This is a genomic window from Thioclava kandeliae (assembly GCF_040297545.1).
GTDB classification, from domain to species: domain Bacteria; phylum Pseudomonadota; class Alphaproteobacteria; order Rhodobacterales; family Rhodobacteraceae; genus Thioclava; species Thioclava kandeliae.
In genome coordinates this window covers 1-16,960 of sequence record NZ_JAYWLC010000038.1, presented here as the reverse complement: position 1 = coordinate 16,960, position 16,960 = coordinate 1, and the positions used below count along the sequence as shown (strand labels likewise).

The window sequence follows — 16,960 nt, the reverse complement described above, 5'->3', positions numbered from 1 at the left end:
GATCGTCAATCTCTTCCGGATCCTGCAGCGCCATTACCCCCAGCTGATGGAGGTGATGAAGTTCCAGATCGTCTCGCGCCGCGAGTTCGAGCGGCTCCGGACCCAGCCGCCCGAGACCCTGACCGATCTCGAACGGGCGGCACGCTTCCTCTACCTGCAGCGGCTGGCCTTTGGCGGGCAGCTGGGCGGGGTGTTCGGGGTCGCGACCGATCGGGCGCGATTCTCGCTCTCGCGGATCGGGCCGCTTCTCGAGGATGCGCATGAGCGGCTCGAAGGCGTGGTCTTCGAGTGCCTCGACTGGTCCGAGCTGGTGCGCCGCTATGACAGCGCAGGCAGCCTCTTCTATCTCGATCCGCCCTATTACGGCGGCGAGAATGACTACGGGAAGAATATCTTTGATCGTGCGCAGTTTGCCCGCATGGCCGAGCAACTCGGCCAGATCAAAGGCAGCTTCGTGCTGTCGATCAATGACACGCCCGAGATCCGCGAGACCTTCGCGGGTTTCGAGTTCGAGGAGGTGGCGCTCAAATACAGCGTCTCGGCCAAAGGCGCGACCGAGGCGCGCGAGTTGATCATCTCGAACCGCTCCGAGGCCGGACGCTTGCTCTGAGCGCCCGCCTTCGATCCCCCACCACGCCCCGCCACTCCGGCGGGGCTTTTTCATGGAGAAATGGAATGTTCAAACTCTTGCCCGACTGGCGCGAGGTGCTGCTGCGCGCCTGGTCGATCCGCCTGATCCTGCTGACGGCGGTGCTCTCCGGCCTCGAGGTCGTGGTCTCGCTCCTCGATGCCGATCTGCTCGGCATGCCGCCCGGGGCATTTGCCGCATTGGCCGGCGTAATCTCGATCGCGGCCACGGTTGCGCGGCTGGTCCAGCAATCCGGCATCTGGTCGGAGGATATCGTTCAAGACGAGAGCGGCGCGTTGCGCAAGCGGCACGCGGCGGGCGTGGCCGGTGTGGCGGCCGCCATTGCGCTGGCCATTACCACGATCGCGCCCTGGGAGGGCAGGGAGCTGCGCGCCTATCGCGATATCGTGGGCATCCCGACGATCTGCTTTGGCGAGACCGAGGGCGTGAAGATGGGCGATGTGGCGACCGAGGCCGAGTGCCATACGCAGCTGGCCAAGCGCGTGGCGCAGTTCGAGGCCGCGATCCGGCCCTGTCTGCCCGCGAGCCTGCCGGAACGGACCCGCGCGGCCTTCATCAGCGCAGCCTACAACATCGGGTCACATGGCTTCTGCCGCTCGAGCATGTCTCGCCGCGCTCTGAGTGGCGATCTGCGCGGGGCCTGCGACGCGCTCCTGATGTGGAACAAGGCCGGCGGCCGCGTCGTGCGTGGACTGACCAACCGGCGCAAGGCGGAGCGTGACCTATGCCTGTCCGGACTCTGATCGCGGGCGCCGTCCTCCTGCTGATCACGGCTGTGAGCTTCGGGGCAGGGTGGTCCGCTCAGGGCTGGCGGCTTGGGGCGCAGCTCGCGGCCAAGCAGGCGGCATGGGATGCGGAGAAATCCGCAGCCTTGCTCGCAGAGCGCCGGCGCACGGCCGAGGCGATCAAGAAGACCAACGCCGCCAACGCGGCGCTGGCAGAAGCAGAACGTGCCCTGACGATCGCGCATGGCGAAAGAGACACAGCCCGAAGGAAGCTTATCGATGAGTTTGAAGCAGATCCCGATCTGTCTGGCCCCGGCATTCCTGCTGGCCGCCTGCAGTCAATCCTCGATCACTGGGCCGGTGGTGGCCGATGAAGCAGCGCGCCCGCAGGTGGTGCTGCCGGCGGCCGTCCGCATTCCTTGCGCCTCACCGGCATCCCTTCTCGCGGCAGGCGGGACGCTGGCTGATGACGCGGTGAGTATCACGCGTCTCGGGGATGAGCTGATCGCCTGTGATGGGCGGAGGCGCGTGGCGGTTGAGGCGTTCGATCATGCGGTGGAATGAGGCGAACGGCCCTCTGCGGTCATTCACCAGGTTCTGTTCTGCTGCAGTGCGGCTTCTCCGAAGCCGCCATTCGTGGCATCACTCCGAAAGTTTAGATAATGAAGGCCCGCAGTAGGCGACATAACACCCGTTTGAAGGCTCCATATTTAGAGTACGCAGACAGGGGCGAGGAATATGGATTTCGAAAATCAAAATTCAAGATGAACGAAAGCATGTAACTTCGTAAGGGACACACGACCGGTCGCTGCGCCACAGACAGCTTCCCGTAATCCAGCTATGCAAAGATCAGAAAAAATATATTTAGTTATCTAATTTATTGATGTGTTTTAGGGGGCATTAACGTGAATGTTTTATAACGTAATGTATTGATGACATTTTCCAGAGATTATTATGCCCGATACTATTTCGTGGGGCTGGTATTCGCCCCAAACTTGGCCCGGCTATACGGTTAGCAATCAAGATAATTTAAATTCCAACGGAAATGGGCTTTCTGTCGATCCTGCCGGTTATACGGATATTATACTTCGTGACGCTGATGGGGACGGGTACATCTGGGATCACGACACCGATGATGTTCACCCGGCAAATTTCGACGAATACGTTATAGGTCCCAACCTTACGCTCCATCCACAAGAACTGGCTCTCTATACTAATTCGACCATCGTAGCAGGCGGCGTCACCTATAGCGGCCTGAATATCGAGGTAACGCTCTTCACGGATGGAACATGGGGCGCAAGGCTTATGGATAGTTCTATCCCCGCAGGTGTTCACTATGCCAATGTCACCTCGATAAACTTAGGTACATGGGATGGCGTCGAATACGACGGCATCACGATTTCGCATGTAAATCAGGCCTTCGTATGCTTTGCCGAAGGCACAGAAATAATGACCCCGACTGGTCCACGTCCAATTGAAACCTTGCGGCCAGGTGACAGGCTTTGCACCTATGACGAAAGCGAGGCGGAGATTATCTGGATCGGTTGTCGTCGGGTTGCGGCCACGCAGAGCGCGGCACCAGTCCGTTTCGGCAAAGGCACGATCGGCAATCGCAAAACACTTTTTCTTTCGCGACAACACCGTGTCTTTATGAGGCATCCTGTTTTTTCTGAGCATTTGGGCTCGGATTGCGCCCTTATTGCTGCGCATTGTCTTGCCAATCTTCATCCACAGATTGAGATTGTGCCCCGCAAGGAGATTACCTATTGGCATGTTATGACTCAGCACCATGAGGTGATCATGGCTGAGGGCGCATGGGTTGAAACACTTTACCCCGGAACCCAGTGCTGGGCGATGCTGGGTCCCGCTTGCCGCAATATAATCCAATATGCGCTGCCCCATCTACATCACTTTCCAAAAGACTATGGTCCGCTGGCATTCCCTGAATTGTCTCCGCATCTTTGTAATCAGATCGGAATATCAATTTTGGAGAGTTAAAATTCTGAACATTTTCAGATGCGATACGCATGTAACTTCCAACACAGGTCCTAGCCCTTAGATGCCCTACTTACGCGGAAATGTTCATGATACCGTTTTCGACAGTTGCGAAGCGGAACCTTAGCCTGACTTCGCGGCTGCCTCGTCCACATTCCATAACACCCGTTTTCAAGGCGAAAGCCTGCTCCAAGCCGGTAGATAGATAGGTGAGGTATGAGCTTAGAATGTAATTTTTCAATGTTTGCGGCTGAACTTATGGTAAAGCGTCATTTGTAATCACCAGAATATAAGATTGATAGCTCACCCAATATGCCTGCCGCCCAAGTCCATCCCCAACAAGACGCACGAATAGCCGCGCTTTATGCCTACGAGGTCCTCGATACCGAACCGGAGCGCGAGTTTGATGAGATCGTGCGGCTGGCAGCAGCCACCTGTGGCGCCTCGATTTCCGTAATCAATTTCATCGACGCGGAACGGCAATGGTTCAAAGCGGAGACCGGCCTGGGGGTGCGTGAGACACCTTTGGCGAGCTCTCTGTGCTCGCATGTCATTCTCGAAAACGATTTTGTCGAGATCCCTGATACTCTGCTGGATCAGAGAATGATCGATAACCCGCTATGCTGCGGTGATCCTGGGCTGCGTTTCTATGCCGGGGCGCTCCTGAAGACGGCAGAGGGCCTGCCGCTGGGCACGTTATGCGTTCTCGATTACGAACCGAAGCAGCTGACACCCCTTCAACGCGACACAATCCGCGTTCTGGCGGGACAGGTGATGGCGCAGCTCGAGTTGCGAAGGACACTCAAACACGCGGAGATGTTGCGTAAAGAGGTGGATCATCGCGTCAAGAACTCGCTGCAATCGCTCTCGTCCCTCGTGCGTATCGCAGGGCGCAGGGCAAAAGCGGAAGAAACGGCTCAGGCGCTTGCCACTGTAGGGTCCAGGATTGATGCGGTCGCCATGCTCCATCAAGAGCTCTACCGGACTGACGCGGGTCCTATCATCGATCTCTTCCAGTACCTTGAAAATCTGATGGCGCAGTTTCGGCAGATCGCACCGGCCAATGTCACGCTGACATCTCAGGTGATCGAGGTGAAAGTGAGCTCGACACAGGCCGTGGCTGTTGGGACGCTGATCAACGAGCTGGTCGCAAATGCCTTCAAGCATGCGTTTCCCGATGGCCGCCCCGGGCAGATTGATGTTGTCGTCACCGAAAAATCCGAAGGGCGGCGCATAAGCGTCAATTGCCGCGATAACGGGGTCGGTCTGGCCGAGGACGCAGATCTCTCCACTGCCGGGATCGGTATGCAGATCGCGGCTGTGATCTCCGCAGAGCTTGACGCAAAGCTCAAGGTCGATACCAAAGCCAGTGGGCTGGATGTGACCTTCGAATTTGCGAAGACAGTCTGACGAGAAATGTGCATCTCCAGTGAAGAAGGGCGGTCCGAAAGGCCGCCCTTTTTATCTTCCGTTTTATAAAACCAGTTTTCGTTTCTTATTGGAGCAACCAAATAATGGCATGTTGTTGAGTGTCCTAATGGGCCTTCGGAAGTTGCGGCATTGAAGGAGCAGCCTGCTTGATACTAAAATATTGCGTACTAGCTTATCGTGTGCGTGGGCGGTTTTTTCTGCAGATTTTCCGTGTCATTGACATTTCTAACCATGTCTTTGCTGGAGGACCGCCCATGAGCTATCCGGGAGCTGTCTCTCTTGACGATGTCGGGAGTTTTCGGTGCTCGTTTATACGACCGAGCGAAGATAGTTACATCATCTCGATCTTTCGTGCGTCGTCTCTGCCGATCCAGGGTTTCAAAATAGCCATCTTATCCAGCTTGCTGGGGGATGATGTGTATCTTTCTATCACTGGGATGCAGGTTGTCCCTTTGGGCGAGACCCAACCGCGCAGCGTTCTGAAGCTGCATGGCACGGCACTTAAAAGCAGAGCTCGGAAGCGGTGTCGGTAGTACAGAGCATCAGTATGTAAGGCTGTGATCAGACAATTCGCTACACCACGCAGCACCCGCTCCGCGCGACTTCCTCCCCATCCCGCCCGCATTCCATAACATCCATTCCGCTAAGAATTGCAATCTCGAAGAGAAATGCAGTTCGCTGTCGAAACCGTTTAAGCGTTCAGGGGACGATCGCCAGCAGAACCTCTTCGTTCTCATGTAAGGCTGTACATAGGTATGTCGTCGTTCTGGTCCACAGCCGACATCCTTGGATATTGAAGGTCCTTGATTTTGGTTCACTACGAATGGCGGCTTCCATCTTGGCCAGGTGATCATTGCTCGCCTGCGGCGAAGGTCTGCTTCCCGCCCTTTCTTACAGGTGGCACCCTTTGCGCTAGCCCGTCATTAAATCGGCGATCCAAAGCATGTGGGAACCTAATGCTGCAGGAAGGGACCGTTGGCTGATCAGCGCAAGTATTTGGGATGAAGCTCGGTTTATTGTGACAAAGCATTTCGAGCAGGAAAACCGCTCGACCTAAGAAATAAAGAAGGCTGCCGCGACACGCAGGGCGTCGCGGCGGCATCATGCGTTAGGTGCTTATTTCGGCACCAGGACGTGATCGACCACATGGATCACGCCATTCGACTGATCGACATCGGGGATTGTCACACGGGCAACCGTGCCGCTTTCATCATAGATATAGAGCATCCCGTTCCGCATCTTGGCCGAGAGGGCGTCGCCGGAAACTGTCGTGAAGTTTGCCAGCCCGTCGGAGCTCATTTGGGCCTTCTGTGCGATCTTCGCCGCGGTCCAGTCGCCTGCGACCACATGCGCTGTCAGAACCTTGGTCAGCATCGGTTTGTTTTCCGGCTTCAGCAGGGTCTCGACCGTGCCGGCCGGGAGCATATCGAAGGCTGCGTTGGTGGGTGCGAAGACCGTGAAGGGCCCCGGGCCCTGAAGGGTATCGACCAGACCGGCTGCCTTGACTGCGGCAACCAGCGTCGTGTGATCGGCCGAGTTGACGGCATTCTCGACAATGTTCTTGGTCTCGTACATCGGCGCACCGCCGACCATCGGGTTTTCGGCAAAGGCCGGAACTGCTGCGCCAAGGGCTGCGACGAAGCCGAGTGCGAACTTGATATGGGTCATGAACTTTCCTCCTCAAAGCGCCGGTTTCGTCCGGAGCTGTAGAAGCCACGAGGGCGTGATGTCCGAAGTTGCACCATGATGCAGAAATATTTTGCGCGCATGGCCGGAGCTCTGAGCCCTTGCCTGCGCGGCCCCATCGGGAGCGGCGGGGATCCAAACCGACAGCCAGAACTGCGCGCGCGAGCCTGCAGCGCCGGAAAACTGCGGCGCCAAAAATAGCTTCGTGAGGTGAATTCCAGCCTCGACGTTTCTCCTCCGCAGGCTAGGTCGCGCGGTCGGGAAAGCCGAGATCGGGAAGGGCATGATCATGTGGAACTGGATAACCGAGAATGTCACCGCGGTGCAGGCAATGGTCAGCCTCCTGTCGACGGTGGTGTGGATCGTCTACCTGAACCTGTTCCTGTCGAGCTACCAGCGCCAGAAACGTTCGAGCATCCTGATTTCCCGTGCGGGGAGCAACCAGATGGGGGCGCATTGCATCGTTTCGAATATGGGATCCGAGCCGGCCTTTCTGGTGGATGTGCTGGCAGAGATCACGACCGACGAGCGCGTCATTACGGCCAGCGTTGCCGATCGTCTGGAAAGCTGGGACGAAGGCGCATCTCCGAGCACGACGGTCTCTGCAGAAGGGCCGATCGAGAGCGGAGGATATACCGATATCGGGACCTTCGAGCAGCTCTTCGATCGCGTCTGCCGCCAGTCCGAGATCGAGAACTGCGCCCATCGCATCTCCCACGTCAATCTGATCGCGATTGCCGCGACCAATCAGGCGAGAGAGCTAGTGGCCGCGCACCGCAGTTTCGAAGTCAATCGGTCTGAGGGACGTGCGCCACGTCTGCATCCGGTTCAGGTGGAAGCCATCCAGATCCGCTCGCGGCATAAGCGCAAGAAGCTCACCGCTATCCTGAAGCAGATGCAGGATTATCAGGCCATCGAAGGCTCCGTCATGGGAGAGCTGGGGCATCCCAGACACCACCGGCTTGTGTTCTGGCGGCGGGGTGCAGGGCGTCAGGCCATCGGGACATGACCGAAGCGGTGCTGGATGGCGCCTTCGGAGCTCGCCTCGGCACCCTCCCGTCCTACCTGTCATCGGCCACAATCCCGAGGCAATTGGAGGAGAAACCCGATGGGCAAACGCGAAGACTTCTTGTGGATCGTTCAATCGATCATGATCAAGCATCATGACAATATCACCGGCTGGTCGAATGTCGTCGGAGATGCTGTCGCGGCAAGCTATTGCATCCCGGAAGACATGACGGCGCGGAAGGCTGCCTCGGATTTCTGCTCGGCAAAGGTCGAGGGTTTTGCCGAGGATGCCGACGTGCCCGTGTGGATGGCAAACCTCGAGGATCCCGTCTGAACGTCTTTCGTTGAAGACATGGGCCGCTAAAGGCAGCGGCTTCCTTCTATTGGTCTGACCGGACGATCGGCTCCCACCTCGAGTGCGGCCAGTGGACATGCAACGCGGGAGGGGAAGCTGGCCCGAGGTCTGGGCCACGGGTGATCCGGATATTCTCCTGTCGTTGGCGTTAGCGGCGGTGTCGTATTCGGCCATGTAATCCAGCTCATGAAATATAGCCTCCTTCAACGGGGTTCCGCATCCCTCGGCATACCGAAATGCGGCGCCCCGCCTGTGCAAGATCAAGGGAGGAGATGCACATGAGCAATATCGGAGTTGTTTACACCGGTCCGGGCGTTGTCGAGGTTCAGAAGATCGATGATCCGAAACTCCAGGCGCCGGATGGGCGCAAACTGGAGCACGCGGTCATCCTGAAGGTCATCTCGACCAATATCTGCGGGTCCGACCAGCATATGGTGCGCGGGCGTACCACGGCCGCGCCGGGCCTCGTCCTGGGCCACGAGATCACGGGGGAGGTGATCGAGATCGGGTCCGACGTCGAAATGCTGAAGGTGGGGGATATCGTCTCAGTGCCGTTCAACGTGGCCTGCGGCCGCTGCCGCTGCTGCCGCGAGGGGGACACGGGTGTCTGCCTGACGGTCAATCCGGAGCGCGCGGGTGGCGCCTATGGCTATGTCGATATGGGCGGCTGGATCGGCGGTCAGGCCCGCTATGTCACCGTGCCATATGCGGACTTCAACCTCCTGAAATTCCCCGATCGGGATCAGGCATTGGCGAAGATACGCGACCTCACCATGCTTTCGGACATTCTCCCGACAGGCTTCCACGGAGCCCTTCAGGCGGGCGTCGGTGTCGGCTCGATCGTCTATGTCGCAGGCGCCGGCCCCGTAGGGCTTGCGGCGGCAGCCTCGGCGCGCATTCTTGGCGCGGCGGTCGTGATGATCGGCGACTTCAACAAGGAGCGTCTCGACCATGCGGCCAAGGTTGGCTTTACACCGGTCGACCTCTCCAAGGGCGACAATCTGCCGGAGATGATCGCGGAGATTACCGGATTTCCCGAGGTCGACGCGGCAATCGATGCGGTCGGTTTCGAGGCGCGCGGTCATTCGGGCGGAGAGCAGCCGGCCATCGTGCTGAACCAGATGATGGAAATCACACGCGTTGCAGGCGGCATCGGCATTCCCGGTCTCTATGTCACCGAGGATCCTGGCGCGACGGACGAGGCGGCAAAATCCGGTAATCTGTCGATGCGGTTCGGTCTGGGCTGGGCCAAGGCCCAGAGCTTCCACACGGGTCAGACGCCGGTGCTGAAATACAACCGCCAGCTCATGCAGGCAATCCTGCACGACCGCTTGCCGATCGCGGATATCGTCAACGCAACGATCATGCCGCTGGACCAGGCTGCAGAGGGTTACAAGAGCTTCGACAGCGGTGTCGCGAAGAAGTTCGTCCTCGACCCGCACGGCATGCTCGCCTCCTGAGCCCTGTCCCGACGCCACAACCGTCGCCCTGAGGGGCGGCGGCTACCTTATGCTGCGAGCGGCCTCACAGATCGGCAAGCGCTCCGCGCGCATGTGCTCGAGCCGCCCCCAGCAGCCGGCATTTAGAGAGTGCCCGATCTGGTATCTGCCCAGACGATACGAAGGGCGGGGAGCGGCCGTTCGCGGCGAGAAAGATCCGATCGCCCAACATAGGTGAAAACCGACGTTCGGAGCGGTCCAAGGTCGAGGTTTGTCCTGCGCTGCTGCAAGGCCCAATTCCTCCTAACGTACAGGACCTTACTTCGGCATCCCCGGCGAGTGACCCGGCAGTGCTCGGGCGCTTTCCGGGCGCAGCCCGTCGAAAATGATTGCGAGGTAGCGCCTCCAGATCGTCTCGTCCGCCTCATGGATGTGACTGGCGATATAGCCTGGCGCGCACATCAGCAGGGCAACGTCCCCGCCGTTAACGTCCTTGCGGAGTTCCCCATCGGCCTTGGCGCGCTCGACAAGCTCGTCCAGCACGGTCAGAAGATCACTGCGCGCCGCAGCGATGACGTCGTTCCCCACATAGGCATCCTGCATGAAGGAAAGCCCGCGCTGCTGCCGCTGCGCAGCCCCCAGTTCAAGGAAATCGTAGAGAGCCTTGGCGCTGTCCGGCGCGTCGAGACGTGCGCGCCCTTCCGCGATCAGGTCTTGCAGTCTGGTGACCACGACGGCTGCCAGCAGGTCTTCCTTGGTGGCGAAGTGCCGAAACACCGTGCCCTTCCCGACGCCCGCTCGCCGGGCAATCTCGGCGACGGAGACATCCACACCGAGTTCGACAAAGGCCTCTTCTGCGGCCTTCAGCAGCGAAGCCTGGTTCTTCAACCCATCCGAGCGAGGTGCGCGAGGCTTTGGCATGACATCTCCGAAATTTAACGGACCATTCGGTCCGCTTATTGATTTGACCTTATAAGGTGACTACATGGTCCGTTTAGAAGCATAACTCAAGAGGATCACATCATGAAAGCCCTTCTCACCCGCGAATACGGCACCCCCGACGTGCTCTCCGTCGCAGAAATCGACCGTCCCGAAGCCGGTCCCGGCCAACTTCAGATCAAGGTGAAGGCCGCCTCGGTGAACCCCGCCGACATGCGCCTTCTGACCGGAGAGCTGAGCGCCTTCCTGGACCTGCCCTTCCCCCATGTGATGGGCAACGACTTTGCTGGCACCGTCACGGCGGTTGGCGAGGGTGTCAGCGGCTATGCCGTGGGCGACGAAATCTTCGGCTACGCAAGCCCTCGGGTGATGCGGCCGATGGCGGGATCGCGCCCCTCGGTCGGCACCGGCTCCATGGCCGAATACATGGTGATCGAGGCGGATACGCCGGTGATCGCGCGCCGTCCCGCGAGTGTTGAACCCGCGAAGGCCGCCGCCGTGGCAACGACCGGGCTGACCGCGCTGGCTGCCGCCCGCGCAGGTCGCGCCGCGCCGGGTGAGAGGGTTCTGGTGATCGGGGCCTCTGGCGGCGTCGGCACCGCGCTGGTCTCTCATCTCGCATCGCTCGGGGTCGAGGTCGTGGCTACCGCCAAGCCGGAGGACCAGAGCACGCTGGCAGCCCTGGGGGCCAAGCAGTTCACCGGATATGACGCAGCTGGCTATCCGGTCGATCTGGATGCGATCTTCAACCTCGCTTTGCCGGGCCATGAACTCTCCGATGTCGCGGGTCACCTGCGCAGCGGCGGGCGCCTCGTGTCGATCACCATGCCGCCGCTCCAGTCCGACATGATCTCCCGGGAGGACGTCGAGGCGGTCTTCGTGGCGGACACCGAAGGACAGCTTACCACCATGGCAGACGTGGCAAGCGTTCTGGAAGACGGCAAGCTCACGCCCGAGATCGGTGCCACCTTCAGCCTGGAGGATGCTGCGGCTGCCTATGCCGCCTATGCCGGCAAGGGCACTGTCGGCAAGATCGTCGTTCTGCCCTAACGCCTTTCTGATATTGTCGCTCTGCCTTCACCCGGCGGAGCGGCAATGTAAGCGTGAACTGCGACTTTCACGACGGAACCCTGTGTTGCGGCTGACTCTGTTCTTACTGCCAATGAGGGGTGATGCTGCGCAGTGCCACGAAGGTCCGGTAAGGGGAAGCCGCACTGCGGCAACGGTGATCCTGGCCAATGACCGGTGTGGGCCGGACACGTCGATACCGTTGCGCGAACCTCGAAAATGACCTGCCGCATTGCCGCAAGTCCGCTCCGAGCCCAAACTGACCGCGCCTGCTCCGGGGGTTACTGCGGGTGCATTCGTCCGCTTTCAGCCCATTGCGGAAGTTTGTATCCAGCCTAGCAAGACTACAGAAGTACTCTAGAAATAGATAACACATTGGATTTTTATGTGAAAGGTGCTCATTCCAAGCCCCCAAAGCGAGTTGATGGGATGCGCCCGACTCCGAGAGGCAAGAGGCTGACGAGCGAGACAAGAGGCGCGTCACTCAAACCATTATTAGCGGTCCGTTGATGCAGCTAGGCAGTAGCGGGCCTGGCGAAATTGAGTATGACTAAAGTTTAGGCGCCCGAACTTTAGATGATAATCTTGCTTTGAAAAATTTAAAAATATTGTTGATTCCTTGCATTGGAATATTCATCGTATTGAAAAGTAAGTGCCTCACCAATTTGTATTCCTGCACAATAATAAATACTTAGCACGATTAGGGGGGGTGGCGTGGTCGAAATAATATATCATTATTGGCTTCCGATCTAGTGAAGGCGCTTGCGGGGATGCCTTTCCTTATTTCGGCTAGCGCGATGTCGACACGAGACGGAAACCCGCTGAGAATACAGTAGAATTAAAGGGGAAGTCTATGCCTAATCTCGATAGCAAAGTACTTAACTCGATAATGAAATTTGCGCCCGGAGAACTCGAGGAGCGCATCCTTGCAAAAATAAGAAAAATGTCAGACCCGGCGAGAGATGAGACGACTGGCTGCGCAGATTACGTTGCTGGCAATCGGAGAGTTTATCATTGTGAAGGTGATCTTCATTTAACCGAGATGTGGGAATTTAATCACAGCTCCGAGCTGAGAGAGAATAGTTACAATTTGATTGTTGTGGAGGGTAAATTGTCGTTTTCGGGCGAGGGCCAAATTGTGACCCATCAAAACCTCGCAATACGAACGCGGGATTTTACCGCAGATGCAAGGGAATTACTGCCCGACAGGGCGCACATCTTGTCACTAGCAGGGCAAGACGGAAAGCCAGTGTCTAGCTATGCTGGCGATAAGGCAAAGCGAGGGGCAAATGGCAAGGAAGAAGGTCGAAAGGGCGACGATGGACAGGATTCTGCTTTCCTAAAAGACAATGCTGGGCATGGAAAAGAAGGCGCTAGGGGAGATCATGGGCAGCAGGGTGACGATGGGAAAGATGGCGAGGATGGTAATCCCGGAACGCACGGAGGCTTTCTAAGTCTTGTGACGGACAGGTTCACGAATACTTGGCTCATAATGACTGCCGAGGGGGGGAATGGAAGCGACGGCGGCAGTGGAGGGGACGGTGGAGACGGCGGCAACGGCAGAGCAGGTGGCCCAGGCGGTGCTGGTGGCGCTGCCTCCATATTTGGGAACGCTGGAAACGGTGGCATCGGCGGCCAAGGTGGTGATGCTGGTCGTGGCGGTCAAGGTGGTGATGCTGGCATAGGCGGAAATGGCGGAAATGGCGGTCAAATTACAGTAAGATACACGACGCGCTTCAGCCAGCCGCAGGTACCTGAGTTCTTCGTTAATCCTGGACGAGGAGGAACCACTGGGATCGCAGGTGTCGGCGGAAGGACTGGTTCGCCAGGTATGGGCGGAAATCCAGGAATAGGTGGAAGTGGGAACATATTCTGGGATGATGGCGACCCTGGACCAACTACTTCTAAGCCCGGCAATATTCCACGGGACGCTGTGAATGGGATCACGCCCGGTTTTGCGGTTGATGGTCAACCGGGGAGCTGGAACGGAGGTGCAAGGTGGGCACAGGACCCCGAAATCTGGCCATACAGTGGATTATTGGGGGAAGACGATTGGGAGGAATTGATCAGGGATGAATAATTTTAGTTTTGGCAACGTATCGATCTACACCCCTAAAGGAATCGAACTTGGTTTTCTTTTTCAAGATCCATTGAGTTACCCGCACAAACATACAGAGAAATCCCCATTCTTCTTTTCTGACGGGCTTGGGAAGATAGAAACCCATGATGATCGAGACCACTTGTTCTACAATATTGGCCGCGTTTCCGGTATTGTTGTTCCGGACAATCGAATAGAGCCGAATGCGGGGCTTTGGATTATGCTCCCCACTCATGGTTGCTGGGGGACTTTGTATCTAGAAAGTCATGCGATGGGCGAAATAGAAATAAAATTTCTAAAATCTAAAAATTTGAGCGATGCCGTATCAGATCAAAGCAGCATTAGGTTGGCGGGATCCAGCACATATATCGAATGTAATATTATGTCGAATGAAGTATTATGGCTCTTTGTCTCTGGGGGTAATGGTGAGTTATTTATTCACCGTGCTACCTTCGTGCCTGTTCAATCCTTGTGAAATTAGCTGGATGAAAAAAGATACGGCGCGAGAGTGCGTCAATTTTAGGCTTTCTCGTCGATTTTGTGAAATGGTCGCGAAAATGGGGGGCATGAGAAAAGCGAAAAGCGTGCTTCTCAGTCCTTTCTCATAGACCCGTCAGGCCTTCGCAGGCAAAAAGAAGCGCCTCCGGCAGATCACATATTTGGCTTGGAAGGCTTCAGTGAGCGTAGCCTCGATTTGTTAACATCCAGATCATTATGTTTCACAAGCACTGCACCGGCCAAATCCTTCGCGGGAGTTAATGTCACGCGTTGCCAGCCTTCATTAATTACGCATAGTTGCCGCTCAACCTATCTTGGGCTGCGGTCGCAGTGAACGGCAGGAAGGTCCGCATCCGCGACATTCGTTTTCAGATTTTGCTGCGTCGGGGCGCGAATGGCCGCTTCAGGGAAGCCACACCGCGGCACCGGCCCACTTTCGAATGACGGCAACGGGCCGAATACGTCGATGCGCGGCGGTAAACTTGCGGAAATACACATCTTATCATTGCTAAGCAGCTTGCGGCTCGAAATTGTCGTTTTCTCTTATCGCAAATACGGCAATCGGGTCTAGCGAGTATTAGTCACCGGACCCGACCATGTTAAGCCCTTAGCCGTCTGTCGAGCAGGTTGCCGCCTCCCAATCCTCGATCTCCTGCAGCATCGCTTGGAGGCGGTTGCGCACCAGATTGAGTGCATCGCTACCGAGCAAGAGTTGCGGGGGAGGGGTGTCCGAATTAACGAGCCCGAGCACGGCTTCGGCCAGTTTGTCTGGGTCGCCGAGTTGGGCGCCGTGCTTGTCCTGGCGCGCCTCACGGATCGGATCGAAGAGGTTGTCATAGTCGGAGATCGAGCGCTCGGTCCGGATCATGGACCGTCCCGCCCAGTCGGTGCGGAAAGAGCCCGGGCAGAGGGTCGTGACATGTAATCCGAACGGGGCCATCTCGCTGCGCATGACCTCGGAGATGCCTTGCAGCGCGAATTTGCTCCCGCAGTAATAGGCGATCCCCGGCATGGTGATGAGGCCGCCCATCGAGGTAACATTGAGGATGAACCCTACGCGGCGCGTCCGGAACCTCGGGAGAAACGCTTTGGCGACCGCCACTGCCCCGAAGACATTGACGTCGAACTGGCGCCGCATCTCGGAGAGCGGGGATTCCTCTAGCACGCCCTCATGTCCATAGCCGGCGTTATTCACCAGAACATCGACCGGCCCGAAATCGGCCTCGGCCTGATCGACGATCCGGTCGATATGGTCGAAATCGGTGACGTCGCAAAGAACCGGATGCACGTCCGGAAGGCGTTCGAGAAGGGAGGCCCGCGCCGCCTCCGAGCGCACCGTGCCGATCACTCTGTATCCCGCATTTCGCGCCGCGCGGGCAATTGCAAAGCCGAAGCCCGAATTGGCGCCGGTGATAAAGAAAGTCTTGGTCGACATGAGCTGTCCTCGCTTGCGTATTCTGATGAGGTGACAGATAGACTGATCAAGTCGCGATAAATACGGCGGATTATCTCCAAGAATTGCCAGATCCTATGAAATTTCATACCCTTATCGATCAGGCGGCAATGCTCGCCCCTCGCGCGGGCTATAATCCCACGGCCCTCTCTGGACTGCGCATTCTACGGTCGGAAGCCGTGCTGGAGGATGTGCCGGTCCTCTACCGGCCGGGGGCGGTCTTTGTGCTGCAGGGCGCCAAGCAGGGCTTTCTGGACGGGAATGTCTATCGCTACGATGCCGATCACTATCTGGCCGTCTCGGTCCCCGTGCCGTTCCGGATGGCCTCGCAGGCGGATCCCGAAAAGCCTCTGCTGGCGCTCTATCTGGAATTCGAACTTCAGCTTGCCGCCGAGATTGCCGTCGCGCTGGAGGCGGTGGGCGAGCCGATGCCCGCGCAGGCGCGCAGCCTCGTCTCGAGCCCGCTGGAGCCGCGGATGCGGGAGTTGCTGGGCAGGGTTCTGGCCACGCTTTCGGATCCGCAGGAATGCGCGATCCTGGGCGCGGGGCTTTTGCGGGAGCTGCATTACCGGGTGCTCGTGGGGCCACAAGGAAGTGCTTTGCGCGCGGCACTGCGCCAGCGGGGTCCGGCTGGACGGATTGTCGAGAGCTTGGGGCGCATAAGGGAGAGTTTCATGGCGGGGCTTTCCGTGCCGGATCTCGCCGCCGGAGCCGGAATGAGCGTTCCCTCCTACCATGCCCATTTCAAGCAGCTGACGGGCACATCACCGGTCCAGTATATAAAGGCGATGCGGCTGCACGAGGCGCGGCTGAAGATCGCGCGCAACCACGGCTCTATCGCCGGTATCGCGATCGAGGTCGGCTATCAGAGCGCCTCGCAATTCAGCCGGGACTTCCGCAGATATTTCGGGCGGAGCGCGAAAGAGGAGGCGCGCTGGATGCGGGATCACCTCGGAGAGACGTGATCACGAGCCTATTTTCACCGTGGAAAGCTGCGGGGGATCATGAAAAGGAATCAGCTGATTTGCCATTTTGCCGCTGTTCCCAGATTGCCAGTTTGTCCTCTATTTGTTCTTGTTGGAGAAATGGCCTAATGACATGATTTCAATATATTTCGCCACAATTCAAAATCCGCTTCCGAGAGGAGTGCCGGTTCAAGTCCGGCCGCCCGTACCAACTTCAAAACATTGATGTTTTCGAGAGCGCGGCAGGGCCGTTATGCCTCTTGTTTTGTGGCTCTCAACAAGTCTCTCAACATTCCTGTTTCGGGCATGTTCTGTTCCAGCCTCAAATATCGCTCTTGTCCCGCATGGATTGCGCGATTTTGGCGCGCGCTTTCTGCCGGGCGGGGCCTGCATATTTTGCGACCATCGCTTTGGTCGTATGGCCCGAAACGGCCATGATCATATCATCGTCAAGGCCGAGCGCCCCGAGTTCGGCGCAAGCCGTATAGCGCAGACCGTGAAGGTCGTAATCCTCGGCCCCGATCTCTGGTTTTGCCCCACTGAAGTGGTCCACCTTTTGGGATAATTTATCCCGTATGATGGAGGACTACTTCGATGGCAGGCAAACGCGAAAAGCCGGAAGATATTGTCATGAAGCTGCGTCAGGTTGAG

The 16,960-nt window shown here is 57.8% G+C and carries 16 protein-coding genes; 12 read left to right on the top strand and 4 right to left on the bottom strand.

Annotation, left to right across the window (positions count from 1 at the left end; translation table 11 throughout):
- The 5 genes from VSX56_RS19575 to VSX56_RS19555 form a co-directional block, all read left to right on the top strand.
- Nucleotides 1-610, top strand: a 610-nt coding sequence (locus VSX56_RS19575) for a DNA adenine methylase (RefSeq protein WP_350939244.1), incomplete at its 5' end; no start/stop codon positions are given.
- 65 nt (nucleotides 611-675) lie between these two features.
- The gene (locus VSX56_RS19570) at nucleotides 676-1,392 is read left to right on the top strand and encodes a lysozyme (protein ID WP_350939243.1); all 717 of its coding nucleotides are present in this window, start codon (nucleotides 676-678) and stop codon (nucleotides 1,390-1,392) included.
- Nucleotides 1,374-1,748 carry a hypothetical protein gene (locus VSX56_RS19565; RefSeq protein ID WP_350939242.1) on the top strand — a complete coding sequence of 125 codons (375 nt, stop codon included), beginning with the start codon at nucleotides 1,374-1,376 and terminating at the stop codon, nucleotides 1,746-1,748. The genes VSX56_RS19570 and VSX56_RS19565 overlap by 19 nt, the downstream gene beginning before the upstream one ends.
- A 580-nt stretch (nucleotides 1,749-2,328) precedes the next feature.
- The gene (locus VSX56_RS19560) at nucleotides 2,329-3,372 is read left to right on the top strand and encodes a Hint domain-containing protein (RefSeq protein WP_350939241.1); all 1,044 of its coding nucleotides are present in this window, start codon (nucleotides 2,329-2,331) and stop codon (nucleotides 3,370-3,372) included.
- A 309-nt stretch (nucleotides 3,373-3,681) separates the two neighbouring features.
- Complete coding sequence (locus tag VSX56_RS19555) at nucleotides 3,682-4,779, top strand: histidine kinase dimerization/phosphoacceptor domain -containing protein (RefSeq protein WP_350939240.1); 1,098 nt, start codon at nucleotides 3,682-3,684, stop codon at nucleotides 4,777-4,779.
- A gap of 1,137 nt (nucleotides 4,780-5,916) precedes the next feature.
- Here the strand turns inward: VSX56_RS19555 and VSX56_RS19550 are convergent.
- Entirely contained in the window at nucleotides 5,917-6,468 is a 552-nt protein-coding gene (locus VSX56_RS19550) for a fasciclin domain-containing protein (protein ID WP_350939239.1), read from the bottom strand.
- Nucleotides 6,469-6,775: 307 nt separating this feature from the next.
- On the opposite strand from VSX56_RS19550, the gene VSX56_RS19545 reads away from it, so the two are divergent.
- The 3 genes from VSX56_RS19545 (at nucleotide 6,776) to fdhA (ending at nucleotide 9,309) form a co-directional block, all read left to right on the top strand.
- Complete coding sequence (locus VSX56_RS19545; RefSeq protein ID WP_350939238.1) at nucleotides 6,776-7,495, top strand: hypothetical protein; 720 nt, start codon at nucleotides 6,776-6,778, stop codon at nucleotides 7,493-7,495.
- A gap of 99 nt (nucleotides 7,496-7,594) precedes the next feature.
- Complete coding sequence (locus tag VSX56_RS19540) at nucleotides 7,595-7,828, top strand: hypothetical protein (RefSeq protein WP_350939237.1); 234 nt, start codon at nucleotides 7,595-7,597, stop codon at nucleotides 7,826-7,828.
- A 299-nt stretch (nucleotides 7,829-8,127) separates the two neighbouring features.
- Nucleotides 8,128-9,309: a formaldehyde dehydrogenase, glutathione-independent gene (gene fdhA, locus VSX56_RS19535; protein ID WP_350939236.1), complete on the top strand. Its 1,182-nt coding sequence runs from the start codon at nucleotides 8,128-8,130 to the stop codon at nucleotides 9,307-9,309.
- 297 nt (nucleotides 9,310-9,606) lie between these two features.
- Here fdhA and VSX56_RS19530 read toward each other — a convergent pair whose 3' ends face one another.
- Nucleotides 9,607-10,209 carry a TetR/AcrR family transcriptional regulator gene (locus VSX56_RS19530; protein WP_350939235.1) on the bottom strand — a complete coding sequence of 201 codons (603 nt, stop codon included), beginning with the start codon at nucleotides 10,207-10,209 and terminating at the stop codon, nucleotides 9,607-9,609.
- Nucleotides 10,210-10,311: 102 nt separating this feature from the next.
- Between VSX56_RS19530 and VSX56_RS19525 the strand changes: the two genes are divergently transcribed.
- From VSX56_RS19525 to VSX56_RS19515, 3 genes are all read left to right on the top strand, one after another.
- Nucleotides 10,312-11,277: an NADP-dependent oxidoreductase gene (locus VSX56_RS19525; protein ID WP_350939234.1), complete on the top strand. Its 966-nt coding sequence runs from the start codon at nucleotides 10,312-10,314 to the stop codon at nucleotides 11,275-11,277.
- 871 nt (nucleotides 11,278-12,148) lie between these two features.
- Nucleotides 12,149-13,375 (top strand): hypothetical protein, encoded by a 1,227-nt coding sequence (locus VSX56_RS19520; protein ID WP_350939233.1) that lies wholly within the window; start codon nucleotides 12,149-12,151, stop codon nucleotides 13,373-13,375.
- Nucleotides 13,368-13,868 carry a hypothetical protein gene (locus tag VSX56_RS19515; RefSeq protein WP_350939232.1) on the top strand — a complete coding sequence of 167 codons (501 nt, stop codon included), beginning with the start codon at nucleotides 13,368-13,370 and terminating at the stop codon, nucleotides 13,866-13,868. The genes VSX56_RS19520 and VSX56_RS19515 overlap by 8 nt, the downstream gene beginning before the upstream one ends.
- A gap of 630 nt (nucleotides 13,869-14,498) precedes the next feature.
- On the opposite strand, the gene VSX56_RS19510 is transcribed toward VSX56_RS19515, so the two are convergent.
- The gene (locus VSX56_RS19510) at nucleotides 14,499-15,326 is read right to left on the bottom strand and encodes an oxidoreductase (RefSeq protein WP_350939231.1); all 828 of its coding nucleotides are present in this window, start codon (nucleotides 15,324-15,326) and stop codon (nucleotides 14,499-14,501) included.
- Between the two features lie 95 nt (nucleotides 15,327-15,421).
- Here VSX56_RS19510 and VSX56_RS19505 point away from each other — a divergent pair, with 95 nt between their 5' ends.
- Nucleotides 15,422-16,309, top strand: coding sequence for an AraC family transcriptional regulator (locus tag VSX56_RS19505; RefSeq protein WP_350939230.1), 888 nt, complete (start codon nucleotides 15,422-15,424; stop codon nucleotides 16,307-16,309).
- A 322-nt stretch (nucleotides 16,310-16,631) separates the two neighbouring features.
- On the opposite strand, the gene VSX56_RS19500 is transcribed toward VSX56_RS19505, so the two are convergent.
- On the bottom strand, nucleotides 16,632-16,862 hold the full coding sequence (locus tag VSX56_RS19500) for a site-specific integrase (protein WP_350939229.1): 231 nt from the start codon (nucleotides 16,860-16,862) through the stop codon (nucleotides 16,632-16,634).
- Nucleotides 16,863-16,960: the final 98 nt, after the last annotated feature.